Here is a 14,933-nt window from a genome sequence, read left to right on the forward strand (position 1 = left end):
ACTACAAACTAATCGCTTAGGGTAACGGGTGTCCTGTCTATTTTAAAAGGCATCACCATGAGTGAAGAAAAAAAGAAAATGATTGCAGGCGAACTTTATCGCCCTGCAGACCAACAGCTTCGAGATGACCGCGTAAAAGCACGCCATCTGATTCACCGTTTTAATCACACCGCTCCAGATGAAAAGGCCATTCGTAGTGAACTGCTCGAACAACTATTAGGCCAAAGTCTGGATGCTTATATTGAGCCATCGTTTCGTTGTGATTACGGCTACAATATTTTCCTCGGCAAAAACTTCTACGCCAATTTTGACTGTGTGATTCTCGACGTTTGTCCTGTCCACATCGGTGAGAATTGTATGTTAGCCCCAGGTGTTCACATTTATACTGCGACTCATCCGCTGGATGCTGAAACGCGCAACAGTGGTGTTGAATTTGGTAAACCTGTCTCGATTGGCAATAATGTCTGGATTGGCGGGCGCGCGGTTATCAACCCTGGTGTGACTATTGGCGATAATGTAGTGATAGGTGCCGGCTCCGTCGTCACGAAAGATATTCCGGCGAACTCGGTAGTTGCTGGAAACCCAGCTCGGCTGATTAAAATGGTGCCTGACACGCCACATTAACTGTTATGGTTTTTTATGGCGAAACTGTTACTTTTTTACCCTCGCAGGGCTTCTTAAAATAACAGTTCTCTGCCTGTCGCGTTCCTGTTCAGAAGGCCATCATGACTGAAATTCAGCGTCTGCTCACCGATACAATCGAACAACTCAATGCGGAAGAAAAACGCGACAATCGCCCGCGTTTTAGCATCAGCTTTATTCGCAAGCATCCGGGGTTATTTATCGGCATGTGGATAGGTTGGTTCGCAACACTATGGGTGATGCTGGAATCGGATACTCTGTCGGGATCGGTTTGGCTATTGGTTGTGTTGTTTGCGCTGCTAAACGGCTTTTTCTTTTTTGATGTGAATCCCCGTTACCGCTATGACGATATTGATGTGCTTGATTTACGCGTTTGCTATAACGGTGAGTGGTACAACACGCGTAACGTTCCACCCACATTGATCGATAAAATCCTGCATTCCCCTGGTGTTGACGAACAACAAAAATCGTTACTGCATAAGATGGTGGCGACGAAAGGCGAGCTCTCATTTTACGATATTTTCTCGCTCGGACGTCCGTAACGTTCACAGCTTATAAGAGCCAAGGGGCGAAGTGCCCCTTGTCTTAACGCCGCTTCTTCCCGCCCTGCACCGCTTTGAAACGCGGGTTACTTTTGCAAATCACATACAGCCGCCCTCTACGCTTCACAAGCTGGCAATCTGGATGGCGCTGCTTTGCACTACGTAATGAATTCAGAACCTGCATCTCTTACTCTCCCTTGCCAAAAAAACGACCGAAACGCTGCTGGAAACGAGCCGGGCTGCCTTCATTGGTGAATGTTCTTTGTTTACCGGTGTAATGTGGATGAGAGGCCGATGAAACCTCCAGCGTGATATAGGGATATTTCACACCCTCAAGCTCAATTTCCCGGTCTGTCTTGATAGTCGAACCCACTTTAAAGAACTCATTGGCGGTAGTGTCGTGGAACACGACTGTTCGATAGAAAGGATGGATGTCACGTTTCATTTTCTTTTCCAGGATACGTTATAACATAACAATAAAGTAAAAGATGAATGAAAAAAAAGCAAGCCTGTTTGGCAACAAAGCTTAAGAACCGTTGATTGCCAAATTCTGCAAATGCTTAGAACCCCACCCGGCAATAACTTAGAAGATAACAATATTGGGCGGCGTGATGCAGTTGCGGCAATGTCATTTACACGAACAACACATCAATCCAGAAGGGATAAACCATGAGTCAGCGCTGTCGTTGTGAAAATTATTGTTGGGCTAAAACATCAATACGTGACGGGAAAACATCTGAATTACGTGGAGTTCAAAATGAGCAAAACAACGACCCAGGCATTGCCAATACTCGATCTCTTAGCCCTTGATGGCACCGATACCGATCGCGCAGCCTTTCTTGAACAACTACGCCATGCTGCTCGTGACATCGGCTTCTTTTATCTGATAAATCATGGCATCAGCCCGGAACTGCAACAGGCCGTTCAGGATGAAGCCCAGCTGTTTTTCTCTTTGCCTGACGCAGAAAAACAAAAAGTCGCGATGATTCACTCCCCGCATTTTCGCGGTTATAACCGCGCCGCCAGCGAATTAACACGTGGTAAACCTGACTGGCGTGAGCAATTTGATATTGGCGCTGAACGCCCGATACTTTCCGTCAGTCCATCACAACCTGGCTGGCTGCGTCTGCAAGGGCCCAACCTGTGGCCTGAATCGTTGCCAACTCTCAAGCCGACTCTGTTGCAATTTCAGCGTGAAATGACCGCTGTGGCGTTGAAATTACTACGCACTTTTGCATTAGCGTTGAAGTTACCGGCTAATAGCTTTGATGACCTGTATGGCAACAAACCCAACGAGCATATCAAGCTGATTCGCTATCCTGGCCAACAGGCTACCGATAGCAATCAGGGTGTTGGCGCTCACAAGGACTCCGGCTTCCTAAGCTTTCTGCTACAAGACAGGCAGCAGGGTTTACAGGTTGAAGTCAACCCCGATAACTGGATAGATGCAGCCCCCTTGCCCGGTAGCTTTGTGGTAAATATTGGTGAGTTGCTTGAATTGGCAACCAATGGCTACTTGCGCGCCACGGTTCATCGAGTGGTTTCTCCACCGCCAGGGCGGGAGCGCCAGTCCATCGCATTTTTCCTCGGCGCACAGTTAGATGCCGTGGTTCCGGTTTATACATTGCCTCCTGAGCTTGCAAGCCAGGCTCATGGCCCGGAAAGCGATCCTCACAACCCGTTACTGCGTGATGTTGGCTGGAATTACCTGAAAGGCCGCCTGCGATCTCATCCCGACGTGGCAGAACGTTATTATCCGGATGTCTTGCGTAGCAGCACTGAACTCATCGCTTAAATATTGAAGGAAACCACCATGAAATATGCCTCTTTTAAACTGGCAGGGATCGCGTTGTCTTTGACTCTGGCTTTCAGTGCTCAAGCAGCAGATACCTTACGTATTGCAGCAGATGCTGTACCACACGCAGAAATTCTGGCCTTTGTGCAGAAAATCGATCCTAATTTAAAACTCAAAGTCATTGAGCTCAGTAACGGCGTAAATGCCAACGAACTGCTGGCCAACGGCGATGTGGACGCCAACTACTTCCAGCATGTTCCGTATTTACGCGACCAGGAGAAAGCGTTAGGTAAAAAATTCACCGTTGCGGCCACTGTTCACATCGAGCCACTGGGGATTTACTCACACAAATATAAAGACCTGAAAGCGGTGCCGGAAAATGCCACCATCGCCTTACCAAATAACGTCACCAACCTAAGTCGGGCACTCTATCTTTTGCAGGACAAAGGGCTTATCACCCTGAAACCTGAGTTTAAAGATGCAGCGCAAAACCAGGCGACACCGCGCGATATCGCCAGCAATCCTAAAAAGCTGAAGATAATTGAAATCGAAGCACCGCAACTGCCGCGTTCGCTGGATGATGTCGATTTAGCCGTGATTAATGGTAACTACGCATTGGAAGCTGGGTTAACTCCGTCAAAAGATGCGCTGGGGTTGGAAAGTGCCACTCATAACCCGTATGCCAATATTCTGGTCACCAACCCAAATCTGGCAAACGATCCACGCATCAAGGAGCTGGCGAAAGATCTGCAATCACCGCAGGTTGCTGATTTTATTCGCAAGCAATTTAATGGCTCAGTGATCCCGGTTGCTACGCCACAGTCATGATAACCCTTGAGCGGCTGAGCAAAGTGTATGCCGGAGGAGGCCAACCGGCACTGGATGATGTCTCACTGACTGTGCCAGACGGCGCAATCTACGGCATTCTCGGGCGCAGCGGCGCTGGAAAAAGCACCTTGATTCGCTGCCTTAATTTGTTGGAGCGGCCCACTTCGGGCCGCATTCTGATGCAAGGTGTCGATATCACCACTCTTAATAATCGCGAGTTGCGGGTACACCGCCAACGCACCGGAATGGTATTCCAACACTTCAACCTGATTCATGCGCGAAATGTGGCGGACAACATCGCCGTACCGTTAGAAATTGCGGGACTTCCCCGTGAAGAGCGGCAAAAACGCATCACTGAGCTACTCGAGTTAGTCGGCCTTAGCGATAAAGCACAGGCTTTTCCTTCTCAGCTTTCCGGTGGGCAAAAACAGCGTGTGGGGATTGCTCGCGCGCTGGCTGCTCATCCTGATGTTCTGCTGTGTGATGAAGCAACCAGCGCATTAGATAGTGAAACTACCGCGTCCGTGCTGGCACTACTAAAAAATATTAACCATAAACTGGGGGTCACCATTGTGCTGATAACCCATCAACTTGAAGTCGTGAAAGCTATTTGCGACCACGCAGCATTGCTGGAAAACGGCAGGCTTATAGAAAGCGGCTCGTTGTCTGAATTACTGCTCATCCCCAGCTCCCGTCTGCGCCAGGCGTTACTCCCTGGAGATGCGGCCGAACAAGCATTCTTACGCCGTATCGGCGTGACAAGGAGTCTATTATGCGAAGTCGCCTAGACTGGGATGATTTATGGCCATTACTGTTAGATGGCTCACTGGATACGCTGTACATGGTCAGCCTCGCAGCACTCTTTACCGTGCTGATTGGATTGCCATTGGGGGTGCTGTTATTCCTCACTCGCCGTGATGGAGTATTGCCCGCTCCGCTATTCAATCAGGTCATTGGTAGTGTCGTGAATATCGGTCGTTCACTGCCGTTTATTGTGCTATTAATTGCGCTGATCCCCTTTACCCGCATAATTATCGGCACCACGTTAGGCAGCACAGCCGCAGTGGTTCCGATAACAATTGGCGCCTTCCCCTTCTTTGCGCGGGTAGTAGAAAACGCGTTAGATGAGGTCGATAAAGGTCGCATTGAGGCCATTTTATCCATGGGAGGAAATGTCTGGCATATCATCAGCAAAGTACTGCTGCCCGAAGCGCTGCCTGCTCTGCTGGCAGGGATCACCCTTACCATCGTAATGCTAATCGGCTTTTCGTCGATGGCTGGTGTGATTGGCGGTGGCGGCCTGGGAGATCTTGCAATTCGCTACGGTTATCAGCGATTTAATGACCAGGTCATGGTGGGCACCGTTGTCATTCTGGTGGTGATGGTGCAATTAGTACAAAGTATTGGAGACCGTCTGGTGCGCCGCCTGGCGCACCGACGTTAATTTCGCAATCTTTCTTAGGGCGGATAAGCGCAAGCGTCATCCGCCAGTTTTTCAGGCTTTCTCGCGCACTAGCAAAGTAGTCAGCGTAAATGACAATCCCAATGCCAGCGCCACCCCCATCAAAGCAAAGATAAAGTATGGCCCGATGTAAGCCGGCAGGCTGAAAATACTCGATAAAATATAGCCATACAAACGCACACCAAAGAAGGCAATAAATGCCGAGGCGATGGAGCTGGCAACCGTGGCGGCGATAAACGCTTTCTTGTAGCGCGTCAGAACACCAAACAGCGCAGGTTCGGTAATACCCAGTAATGCGGAAATAGCCGCGGGCAGAACCACCGATCTTTCTTCGCGAGATTTACTTTGCTTCCAGATGGCAAACGTTGATCCGGCAATCGCCATATTAGCCATAAACATCATTGGCATCAGCATGTCGTAGCCGCGGTCGGTAAAGTTTTGCAGTGCGATTGGTGTCATCGCATGGTGCATTCCGGTCAAAATCGCTACCGGGCGAATGGCTCCCACTACCAATCCTGCAAAACTTGCGGATACACCAAACAGCCCTTCAATAAACCACGCCAACGCTTTACCCAAATAGATCCCCAATGGCCCAATCACCACCAGCGCAACTAACGCGGCGAGGAACAAAGTGAGCGTCGGAGTAAATACCGTTTTCAATACATCTGGCATAAACCGGTCCACCCATCGATGGATGTAGCTCAGGGCCAGAACCGAGAAAATCACCGGGATCACGCTTGAGGCGTAGTTAAATACCGAAACCGGTACCACGTTCAGAAAATAGAACGTATCGACAGCATTCGGCGCATGGCTTGCCAGTAACTTTGCTGCTTCGATAAGCGATGGATACATCAGACAGGCCGCCACCGCTGCGGCCAGGTATTCATTAGTTTTAAAGATACGTGCCGCAGAGATAGCGAGGAAAAACGGTAAAAAATAGAACACGCCGCTGGCAATTAAATCGATGACAATTACCGTATCGCTTTTTGCCGAAACGAATTTAAGTGCAATCAAGCCTGCTAACAGACCTTTGATCATCCCGGCGCCAGCGATAGCGGGAACAATCGGCCCAAACACGCCCGATACGGTATCCATAAACATCGACACCAGGCTTTTACGGGCTTTCTTGTGAGTCGCGGGGGCAATTTGCTCACCAGATGTATCCAGCGCGCTGCTCAGCTGTTCGTACCAACTGTTCACCTGCGGGCCAATAATAATCTGGAATTGGTCACTCTGAATCTGCGCCCCTAATACACCGGGGATTTTTTTAATTTCGGACTGATCAATTTTATTCTCATCAATCAGAGAGAAGCGCAAGCGCGTCATACAGTGCCAGGCTTTGTTAATATTATCCGCACCACCTACAAGGTGAATAATATTATTAATTGCATCACGAGTCCCCATCTGTCGCTCCCAAAGAATTACTAATTATTATGTGTTGAATGCCTGAGATGGTAGAGAATCGAAAGAACCAAAACAAACCAATAAACTTTGAGCAACATCACAATTACGCCTAACAAAGGGCATCAAACACATCAAACTAACAAATTGGTATGGTATTTAGGTCACATTCAACTATTTTACGGACCAATAAAAATAAGCAAAAATAATGGTTTACCCACATATAAAAATAAGGTGATAGTAAATAACAGAAGCCTTTAATTGATGAGTAAATGACCGCGATTGACAAGGTCTGTGGAGTAATCTCGTGCAACCAACCATTATTGAAAATATTGAATGTTTTATTACCCGCCCTGACCGTCACAACCTGATTACGGTGCGTGTCACCACCAATAAGGGTGTAATAGGTCATGGATGTGCGACCTTCCAGCAACGCCCCCTGGCGGTAAAAGTGATGGTCGATGAATATCTCAAACCACTGCTAATAGGGCGCGATGCCAATAACATTGAAGATCTGTGGCAGCTGATGATGGTCAACGCTTACTGGCGCAACGGACCGGTTATCAATAACGCTATCGCAGGTGTCGATATGGCACTTTGGGATATTAAAGGCCAGCTGGCAGGAATGCCGCTATACCAACTTCTTGGCGGTAAATCGAAAGACGCTATCGCAGCATATAGCCACGCCGCCAGTGAAACGCTTGAAGGTTTGTATCTGGAAGTCGACAAACTTTTGGCACAAGGTTATCGCTACATTCGCTGTCAGTTAGGGTTTTATGGCGGAACACCTCAGGGGTTGCATGCCACAAAGACACCTACTCCCGGCGCCTACTACGATCAGGACGAATACATGGCCAATACTGTGGCAATGTTTAAGGCTCTGCGCGAAAAGTACGGCAACCAGTTCCATATACTTCACGATGTACATGAGCGTCTGTTCCCACAACAAGCGGTGCAATTGGCAAAAGCTCTTGAGCCATACCAGCCATGGTTTATCGAAGATATTTTACCGCCGCAACAAAGCGCCTGGCTTGAGCAGGTTCGCGCGCATTCTTCGGTTCCACTTGCTTTGGGGGAGCTATTTAATAACCCTGCCGAATGGCATGATTTGATTGTTAATCGCCGCATCGATTTTATCCGCTGCCATGTTTCGCAAATTGGTGGAATCACCCCTGCATTGAAGCTCGCTATTCTATGTCAGGCATTCGGTGTACGCCTGGCATGGCATGGCCCATCGGATATGACGCCAATTGGCGTAGCGGTAAATACCCATTTAAATATCCATCTGCACAATGCAGCGATTCAGGAATTTATTCCCAATAAGCCAAATACCGAATCGGTCTTTCCAGGTAGCCCGGTTGCGGAGAAGGGCTATATTTATCCGCTTGAAAAACCGGGTATTGGCGTAGGTTTCGACCAACAAAGAGCGGAAACCTTCCCGGTGGAGTATCGCCCACATGAGTGGACGCAAAGCCGCTTACCTAACGGAGCCATTCACACTCCCTGAATGCCCTGCCGCCAGGCCAAATTATCGTGGTTATAGGGGGTAACGTAGGTACAGGAATAATTGATATCAATGATATCGCTGATTTCAAAAACCCGTCCTCCTTCAAGAATTCCCCGGTTGATGATGTGCATCGCCGGGATACCTTTTTTACACTCCAGCAATACCGCCTGCTCTTTACTGACTGCTACCGCCTGATAACTGGTTAACAGGTGCGAAATCCGCAACCCTTTACTCAGCACATATTGTTGAATCGAGCGCTCGATGACCTGCTGATTCAGATCGGGAAAGTCCTGTACTGGCATGCGCGAAATTTCAATTTGTATCTTTTGATTTTCAACATAACGCAGGCGGCAAAATTGCCAAATGTAGTCCTCTTTACCCAGACCAAATACTTGCTGCTCTTCGCGATTGGGTAATTTCTTATGCAGATTAACCATGCGAAAGGCTATCTGGTCGAAATGCTTTTCGGTGATGGAGTTATAGACCAATGGGTTATTTCTGGCCTGCGGATTAATCCAAATCCCGGAGCCCTGAATAATCTCAATGACCCCAATGCTGACCAGCTTTTCCAGCGCTTTACGAATCGTGAAACGCGAGACATCATATTCCAATGCTAATTGGCGCTCAGGCGGTAATTTTCGCCTTTGGTTATCGTTGTGCTGATAAATTTTGCTCAACAGATCCTGAATAACAAACTCTTTTTTCTTCATTTATTGCTCACCAGTCACTCACTTTCACAGGTTATCCCACCGCATAGGCAGAGGAAAACATAACATCGCCTATTCATGTGAGATACACTGTTCTCGTCTATGAAAAACCATTATAAAAACTAACTTCTTAACTGGGTCTAAAAGAATGACATCCCGAAAGCTCATCAGCCTGGTAAGCGGTGTACTTATTTTGGCAGTTTTGCTACCCATTCTGTTAAGCATTTATCTTGCTCATCGTAATGCCGAACACGCATTTCACGATGAATTAGTAGAGTTTGCCGATCACGCTTTGCTTCGCACCGATAAGGTCATCGACCAGGCTGTTTCTGCGATTAATGATATTAACCGCTTTAATGACAATACATGTTCGCAAGCACACGCGGAAGCCATGCATCGTGTCGCTCTTGAATATCGCTACGTGCAAGAAGTGATGTTCCAGGAAGATGAGCATATTTTGTGTACTTCACTGGAGTCCATTACTCATAGTGCTACATTAGGTAAACCAGACCGTCAGGGTATTCATGGTTTTAACGCCTGGTATACCACTCCACCGATACCCGATTTTCAACGCAAGATGGTATATATCGGCAAGAAACCTCACCTTGCATTAATTGACCCAATGTCATTTATTGATGTTCTCCCCTTTGGTAATCACACGCTAAATATTGCGATGATTGGGCTGCATAATAATCAGCTTATTGCCAGCAACAGTCGATATATTTCTGAGACATGGCACGAAGCGCTGGAAAAAGGTACGGACGAATTTCAGAGCAACGACAATTTCTATGTGATTCGCCGGGATAATAATCTTGGCCTGGCTATGATTGCCTGGGCGTCAATGGAACCCATGACGACCGCCTGGTATAAGCAATTGTTTATCTGGCTACCAGTAGGCTTAATTATAAGCCTCGTTGCAGGTGGACTCTTAATTCGTATTTTGCGTCGGTTGTTATCGCCTCGTAACAGGCTGATGGATGCTATCAAAAACAATGAATTTAGCGTGGTTTATCAACCTATTGTTCATCTTCAAAGCGGCGAAATTGTCGGCGCGGAAGCCTTAATTCGTTGGCAGCAACAAGATGGCTCAATGTTAAACCCGGATGTGTTTATCCCACTGGCGGAGCAAACCGGGTTGGTAACACAATTAACAGAGCTGGTCATTAAGCGCATTTTCCTCGAGTTGGGCGACTGGTTAAGCAAGCACCCTCACTATCATATTTCTGTGAACATGGGTGTTCAGGATGCCCGTAGCCTGCATATTCTTGATATTACTCGTCCGTACCTGGCACGTTATTCAGTTAATCCAAAACAAATAGCATTTGAGATTACTGAACGTGGATTTTCTGATCCGAAAATTACGGCACCGATTATCGCGAAATATCGAAAGGCCGGGCATGCCATCTATATTGATGATTTTGGAACCGGTTATTCCAGCCTGAGTTATTTACAAGATCTCGATGTTGATACCCTTAAAATAGATAAATCATTCGTCGATGCCCTCGAATATAAAAATGTCACTCCGCATATTATTGAAATGGCAAAGGCTCTGGGGATTTTGATGGTGGCCGAAGGCATTGAAACCCCTAGCCAGGCGGCATGGCTACGCAAACAGGGTGTGCAGTACGGACAGGGCTGGTTCTTCAGTAAAGCCCTGCCTAAAAATGAATTTATCGAGTGGGTAGCAAGCTCTTGTGCCAGGAAATCAAAAATCCCCTGAAAAAACTACTTCACACCGAGACGTTTCGCCAGGCGGTGTAAATTAGCAACATCTAACTGCAACTGCCGGGCACTCGCAGCCCAATTCCCCACATTAGCCTCCAGCGTGCTGATAATAATCCGCCGCTGGAAATCATCAGTCGCCGTCCGCAAGTTATCGACCTCAGCCACGCGGGCAACAGCTGTACTAGCAGGTTTAGCTTCAGTATCTGTTAGTTGAAAATGTTGTGGTTCCAACCAGATTTCGCCATCTGGTTTACCGGAGCGCGCAAGCACAGTGGCGCGATAAAGAGCATGCTCCAGCTCGCGAATATTTCCAGGCCAGTCATATCGACGCAGTAATTCCCGAGCGCCATCCGTCAAGGCGACCTGTTTCAGCCCCATTTTTACGCGGCTTTGCTCGCAGAAAAACCCGGCTAATAGAGTGATGTCATCTCCGCGCTCACGTAGCGGTGGAACATGCAGTGGGAAGACGCTTAAACGATGGAATAGATCGGCACGAAAATCACCTGACAGTACGTGCTGCTTTAAGTCGCGATTGGTCGCTGCCAGCACCCGCACATTTACCCTTTGGCTGCTGTCATCGCCCACACGCTGAATATCGCCATACTGTAAAACTCGCAATAATTTTGCCTGTAACGTTAATGGCAGCTCCCCTATTTCATCGAGGAATAGCGTGCCGTTATCCGCCATTTCAAATTTGCCGGTTCGATGATGAATAGCCCCGGTAAATGCCCCCTTTACGTGACCGAACAGTTCACTTTCCGCCACGCTTTCCGGCAGTGCCGCACAGTTGAGATACACCAGAGGATTTGCGACACGTGCCGACCCACTGTGAATGGCACGCGCCACCAACTCTTTCCCAACACCCGTCTCCCCCGTTATCAGCACATTCAGGTCAGAACCGGCGACAATTTCTATCTCTTTCTTAAGCTGCATAATCCCAGTAGACAAGCCCACCATCTCGGCGCTGCTGGTTTTGCTCGTAATGGGAGTGGAGACAACCGCAGGCGTTTGGTTTTCAAGCTGTTCCATCAGCAAGGCGTTATTCAAAGCACCTGCTGCCAATACGCTAATTAAGCGCAACTCTTCATCGCTGAAATGATCGAACTGCAAAGGGTCCATTCCATCCACTGTTAATGCACCTATCAGGTTCTGATCGGCAAATAGTGGCAGCCCAAGACAGGCATGGACTTTTAAATCGGTATGGTCAGGAATGAGCCCATCGTAAGGATCGGGTAATTCGCTGTCCGCCGGGAAACGCACCACATCGCCTGCGCGCGCAATAGCTTCAAGACGTGGATGTTCATCCAGATCAAACCGCCGCCCGAGCACATCCTGCGCCAGGCCATCAATCGCCAGCGGGCGAAACTGCCGCGCTTCATAACGCAACAACGCCGTGGCATCACCACCCAAAAGCTGGCGCAGCGTCCGAATCAAACGCGCGAAACGATCCTGATGAGAAATGCCGCTTTGCAGGTCAATGGCAATGTTGGCAAGGGATGTAATTGAAAGGCTCATAAGCGGCTCCAGACGACGATTCGGCTAACTTAGCCCTTGGTAGTCAAAAAGACAATTAAATTGTCAAAAAGACAAATACCGGCATTGTCATTTTGACAATCAAAAGTTAAACAAAAATAAAAATATTCATATTAATCAATATCATAAAAAGTTGGCACGCCGTTTGTAATACATCTAATACGAGCACTGTTTTTTCATTCTTTTTGAGGTACTGACAAATGGCTATTCAGGTTAAAAACAACATTCAATGGGTTGGTCAACGTGACTGGGAAGTGCGTGATTTTCACGGCACCGAATACAAAACGCTGAAAGGTAGCAGCTATAACAGTTACCTGATCCGTGAAGAAAAAACGGTGCTGATTGATACTGTCGACCATAAGTTTAGCCGTGAATTTGTGCAAAACCTGGCGGCTGAAATTGACCTGAATAGCCTTGATTACATCATCATTAACCACGCGGAAGAAGACCACGCGGGCGCGCTGACCGAGCTGATGTCGCGCATTCCCAACACGCCAATTTACTGCACTGCCAACGGCATCGATTCGATTAATGGCCACCACCATCACCCGGAGTGGAATTTCCACGTTGTGAAAACCGGCGACAGCCTCGATATCGGCAACGGCAAGCAGCTTATCTTCGTTGAAACGCCGATGCTGCACTGGCCGGACAGCATGATGACCTATATGACCGGCGACGCGGTGCTGTTCAGCAACGACGCCTTTGGTCAGCACTATTGCGATGAACATCTGTTTAACGATGAAGTCGACCAGGCTGAATTGTTCGAGCAGTGCCAGCGTTACTACGCCAACATTTTGACGCCGTTCAGCCGCCTGGTAACTCCCAAAATCACCGAAATTCTCGGCTTCAATCTGCCGGTAGATATGATTGCGACATCTCACGGTGTGGTATGGCGTGATAACCCAACACAAATCGTGGAGTTGTACTTAAAGTGGGCGGCTGATTATCAAGAAGATCGCATCACCATTTTCTACGACACCATGTCCAACAACACCCGCATGATGGCGGATGCAATTGCGCAAGGGATTACCGAAGTCGATCCCCGCGTGGCGGTGAAAATCTTTAACGTCGCCCGCCATGATAAAAACGAAGTTCTGACCAACGTGTTCCGCTCCAAGGGCGTGCTGGTCGGCACATCAACGATGAATAACGTGATGATGCCGAAAATTGCCGGGCTGGTTGAGGAGATGACTGGGCTGCGTTTTCGCAATAAGCGCGGCAGCGCGTTCGGCTCCCACGGCTGGAGCGGCGGCGCGGTTGATCGCTTGTCCACGCGTTTGCAGGATGCCGGTTTTGAAATGTCGCTAAGCCTGAAAGCGAAGTGGCGTCCGGATATCGACGCGCTGGAAATCTGCCGCGAACACGGTCGTGAAATCGCCCGCCAGTGGGCGTTAACGCCGCTCGCTTCTGCGCCCTTTGTAGCACCGCAAGAAAGCGTGGTTGAAAAGCCAGGCTGCGCCGATTTTGGCCCACGCATGCAATGCAGCGTTTGCCAGTGGATTTACGACCCACAAACCGGCGAACCGATGCAGGATGTCGCGCCAGGAACGCCGTGGAGCGAAGTGCCGGACAGCTTCCTGTGCCCTGAATGCTCGCTTGGGAAAGACGTATTTGACGTGCTGGCAACGGAGGCAAAATGAAGCATGGCATTGTGATTATCGGTTCGGGCTTTGCCGCCCGCCAGCTGGTGAAAAATATCCGCAAACATGACGCGCAGGTACCGGTGCGCATGATTGCCGCCGACAGCATGGACGAATACAACAAGCCCGATCTCAGCCATGTTATCAGCCTGAATCAGCGTGCGGGCGACCTCACCCGGCAGCGTGCCGGGGAGTTTGCCGAGCAGTTTAACGTAACGCTCAAAGCCAACAGTTGGGTGTCAGAAATTAACGCTCGCGAACGCCTGGTCAAATGTGGCGACCAGCAATGGCAGTACGACAAACTGGTGCTGGCAGCGGGTTCCCGCGCCCTGCTGCCGCCAATTGAAGGCAAAGAGCTGATGCTGACGCTCAACAGCCAGCAGGAATATCTGGCCTGTGAATCAACGCTGCGCGAGGCTAAACGCGTGATGATTCTGGGCGGCGGTTTGATTGGCACCGAACTGGCGATGGATTTTTGCCGCGCTGGGAAGCAGGTGATTCTGGTGGATAACGCCGCCAGCCTGCTCGCCTCGTTGATGCCTGCGGAGGTTAGCAGCCGTTTGCAGCAGCGCCTGAACCAAATGGGCGTCGAACTGTTGTTTAATCAGCGGCTTGAATCACTCAGCCAAACGCCACAGGGAATTCATGCGGCATTGAGCAACGGGCGAATAGTCACCGTGGATGCCGTGGTAGCGGCGATTGGCCTGCGTCCAAACGTCGACCTGGCGCAGCACGCCGGGCTGGCGGTAAACCGTGGGATTCAGGTGAACCGCCAGTTGCAGACATCTGACGCGAATATTTATGCCCTCGGTGATTGCGCGGAAATCGACGGCAAAGTGCTGCCGTTCCTGCAACCGATTCAGTTCAGCGCCATGACGCTTGCCAAAAATCTGCTGGGAGCCGCCGACGGCCTGAATCTCCCCGCGATGCTGGTAAAAGTGAAAACGCCGGAGCTGCCGCTGCACCTTGCGGGTGAAACACAACGCCAAGATTTGGCCTGGCAAATCAGCGCCGAGCCGCAGGGTCTGATTGCCAAAGGCTATGACGAAGCACAGCAGTTACGGGCGTTTATTGTCAGCGAAGCGCACATGAAAATGGCGTTTGGATTGTTACGGGAATTGCAGGTTTAGCGGATGTTCATGCGGGTGGCG

Annotated in this window: 15 protein-coding genes; 10 read left to right on the forward strand and 5 right to left on the reverse strand. The window is 49.2% G+C overall.

Translation table 11 applies throughout. From position 1 onward, the window contains the following. The first annotated feature begins 57 nt into the window (after nt 1-57). Together maa and LVQ77_RS08050 are read left to right on the forward strand one after the other, a co-directional pair. A complete protein-coding gene (maa, locus tag LVQ77_RS08045) occupies nt 58-624 on the forward strand; it encodes a maltose O-acetyltransferase (protein WP_232864135.1) in 567 nt (188 codons plus the stop codon). Between the two features lie 101 nt (nt 625-725). Further along, nucleotides 726-1,184 carry a YlaC family protein gene (locus tag LVQ77_RS08050; protein WP_134183996.1) on the forward strand — a complete coding sequence of 153 codons (459 nt, stop codon included), beginning with the start codon at nt 726-728 and terminating at the stop codon, nt 1,182-1,184. A 43-nt stretch (nt 1,185-1,227) separates the two neighbouring features. Here the strand turns inward: LVQ77_RS08050 and ykgO are convergent, their stop codons facing one another. Both ykgO and LVQ77_RS08060 read right to left on the reverse strand, forming a co-directional pair. Next, nucleotides 1,228-1,368, reverse strand: coding sequence for a type B 50S ribosomal protein L36 (ykgO, locus tag LVQ77_RS08055; RefSeq protein ID WP_232904150.1), 141 nt, complete (start codon nt 1,366-1,368; stop codon nt 1,228-1,230). A 3-nt stretch (nt 1,369-1,371) separates the two neighbouring features. Then, nucleotides 1,372-1,629 carry a type B 50S ribosomal protein L31 gene (locus LVQ77_RS08060; RefSeq protein WP_064516693.1) on the reverse strand — a complete coding sequence of 86 codons (258 nt, stop codon included), beginning with the start codon at nt 1,627-1,629 and terminating at the stop codon, nt 1,372-1,374. Nucleotides 1,630-1,941: 312 nt separating this feature from the next. Between LVQ77_RS08060 and LVQ77_RS08065 the strand changes: the two genes are divergently transcribed. Genes LVQ77_RS08065 through LVQ77_RS08080 form a run of 4 tightly spaced genes read left to right on the forward strand, consistent with a single transcriptional unit; the run spans nt 1,942 to nt 5,251 of the window. Then, the gene (locus tag LVQ77_RS08065) at nt 1,942-2,979 is read left to right on the forward strand and encodes an isopenicillin N synthase family dioxygenase (protein WP_232904151.1); all 1,038 of its coding nucleotides are present in this window, start codon (nt 1,942-1,944) and stop codon (nt 2,977-2,979) included. Nucleotides 2,980-2,997: 18 nt separating this feature from the next. Then, the gene (locus LVQ77_RS08070) at nt 2,998-3,807 is read left to right on the forward strand and encodes a MetQ/NlpA family ABC transporter substrate-binding protein (protein WP_232864132.1); all 810 of its coding nucleotides are present in this window, start codon (nt 2,998-3,000) and stop codon (nt 3,805-3,807) included. Beyond that, nucleotides 3,804-4,595 carry a methionine ABC transporter ATP-binding protein gene (locus tag LVQ77_RS08075; protein WP_232864131.1) on the forward strand — a complete coding sequence of 264 codons (792 nt, stop codon included), beginning with the start codon at nt 3,804-3,806 and terminating at the stop codon, nt 4,593-4,595. Before LVQ77_RS08070 ends, LVQ77_RS08075 begins: the two co-directional genes overlap by 4 nt. Further along, entirely contained in the window at nt 4,580-5,251 is a 672-nt protein-coding gene (locus LVQ77_RS08080; protein ID WP_151994765.1) for a methionine ABC transporter permease, read from the forward strand. Before LVQ77_RS08075 ends, LVQ77_RS08080 begins: the two co-directional genes overlap by 16 nt. 51 nt (nt 5,252-5,302) lie before the next feature. Here the strand turns inward: LVQ77_RS08080 and LVQ77_RS08085 are convergent, their stop codons facing one another. Continuing rightward, on the reverse strand, nt 5,303-6,673 hold the full coding sequence (locus LVQ77_RS08085; RefSeq protein WP_151994764.1) for a PTS transporter subunit EIIC: 1,371 nt from the start codon (nt 6,671-6,673) through the stop codon (nt 5,303-5,305). Between the two features lie 304 nt (nt 6,674-6,977). Between LVQ77_RS08085 and LVQ77_RS08090 the strand changes: the two genes are divergently transcribed. Then, the gene (locus LVQ77_RS08090) at nt 6,978-8,177 is read left to right on the forward strand and encodes an enolase C-terminal domain-like protein (RefSeq protein WP_232904152.1); all 1,200 of its coding nucleotides are present in this window, start codon (nt 6,978-6,980) and stop codon (nt 8,175-8,177) included. On the opposite strand, the gene LVQ77_RS08095 is transcribed toward LVQ77_RS08090, so the two are convergent. After that, nucleotides 8,165-8,887, reverse strand: a complete 723-nt coding sequence (locus LVQ77_RS08095; protein WP_232904153.1) for a GntR family transcriptional regulator — start codon at nt 8,885-8,887, stop codon at nt 8,165-8,167. The two genes, LVQ77_RS08090 and LVQ77_RS08095, sit on opposite strands and share 13 nt — an antisense overlap. 145 nt (nt 8,888-9,032) lie before the next feature. Between LVQ77_RS08095 and pdeB the strand changes: the two genes are divergently transcribed. After that, nucleotides 9,033-10,604, forward strand: a complete 1,572-nt coding sequence (gene pdeB / locus LVQ77_RS08100; RefSeq protein ID WP_232864128.1) for a cyclic di-3',5'-guanosine monophosphate phosphodiesterase PdeB — start codon at nt 9,033-9,035, stop codon at nt 10,602-10,604. Nucleotides 10,605-10,609: 5 nt separating this feature from the next. On the opposite strand, the gene norR is transcribed toward pdeB, so the two are convergent. Continuing rightward, on the reverse strand, nt 10,610-12,124 hold the full coding sequence (gene norR, locus LVQ77_RS08105) for a nitric oxide reductase transcriptional regulator NorR (protein ID WP_232904154.1): 1,515 nt from the start codon (nt 12,122-12,124) through the stop codon (nt 10,610-10,612). A 218-nt stretch (nt 12,125-12,342) separates the two neighbouring features. Between norR and norV the strand changes: the two genes are divergently transcribed. Together norV and norW are read left to right on the forward strand one after the other, a co-directional pair. After that, entirely contained in the window at nt 12,343-13,782 is a 1,440-nt protein-coding gene (gene norV / locus LVQ77_RS08110) for an anaerobic nitric oxide reductase flavorubredoxin (RefSeq protein WP_232904155.1), read from the forward strand. Beyond that, nucleotides 13,779-14,912, forward strand: a complete 1,134-nt coding sequence (norW, locus tag LVQ77_RS08115; protein ID WP_232904156.1) for an NADH:flavorubredoxin reductase NorW — start codon at nt 13,779-13,781, stop codon at nt 14,910-14,912. The genes norV and norW overlap by 4 nt, the downstream gene beginning before the upstream one ends. The last annotated feature ends 21 nt before the right edge of the window (nt 14,913-14,933 follow it).

The sequence above is a fragment of the Buttiauxella cochleicola genome, from assembly GCF_021282435.1.
GTDB classification, from domain to species: Bacteria; Pseudomonadota; Gammaproteobacteria; order Enterobacterales; family Enterobacteriaceae; genus Buttiauxella; species Buttiauxella massiliensis.

Excerpts from the sequence above, each read along its gene's own strand:
- LVQ77_RS08075 (WP_232864131.1), top strand. The coding sequence starts at position 3,804 with ATGATAACCCTTGAGCGGCTGAGCAAAGTGTATGCCGGAGGAGGCCAA.
- norV (WP_232904155.1), top strand. The coding sequence starts at position 12,343 with ATGGCTATTCAGGTTAAAAACAACATTCAATGGGTTGGTCAACGTGAC.
- LVQ77_RS08070 (WP_232864132.1), top strand. The coding sequence starts at position 2,998 with ATGAAATATGCCTCTTTTAAACTGGCAGGGATCGCGTTGTCTTTGACT.
- LVQ77_RS08095 (WP_232904153.1), bottom strand. The coding sequence starts at position 8,887 with ATGAAGAAAAAAGAGTTTGTTATTCAGGATCTGTTGAGCAAAATTTAT.
- LVQ77_RS08085 (WP_151994764.1), bottom strand. The coding sequence starts at position 6,673 with ATGGGGACTCGTGATGCAATTAATAATATTATTCACCTTGTAGGTGGT.
- LVQ77_RS08060 (WP_064516693.1), bottom strand. The coding sequence starts at position 1,629 with ATGAAACGTGACATCCATCCTTTCTATCGAACAGTCGTGTTCCACGAC.
- ykgO (WP_232904150.1), bottom strand. The coding sequence starts at position 1,368 with ATGCAGGTTCTGAATTCATTACGTAGTGCAAAGCAGCGCCATCCAGAT.
- LVQ77_RS08065 (WP_232904151.1), top strand. The coding sequence starts at position 1,942 with ATGAGCAAAACAACGACCCAGGCATTGCCAATACTCGATCTCTTAGCC.
- LVQ77_RS08080 (WP_151994765.1), top strand. The coding sequence starts at position 4,580 with ATGCGAAGTCGCCTAGACTGGGATGATTTATGGCCATTACTGTTAGAT.
- norW (WP_232904156.1), top strand. The coding sequence starts at position 13,779 with ATGAAGCATGGCATTGTGATTATCGGTTCGGGCTTTGCCGCCCGCCAG.
- pdeB (WP_232864128.1), top strand. The coding sequence starts at position 9,033 with ATGACATCCCGAAAGCTCATCAGCCTGGTAAGCGGTGTACTTATTTTG.
- LVQ77_RS08050 (WP_134183996.1), top strand. The coding sequence starts at position 726 with ATGACTGAAATTCAGCGTCTGCTCACCGATACAATCGAACAACTCAAT.
- norR (WP_232904154.1), bottom strand. The coding sequence starts at position 12,124 with ATGAGCCTTTCAATTACATCCCTTGCCAACATTGCCATTGACCTGCAA.
- maa (WP_232864135.1), top strand. The coding sequence starts at position 58 with ATGAGTGAAGAAAAAAAGAAAATGATTGCAGGCGAACTTTATCGCCCT.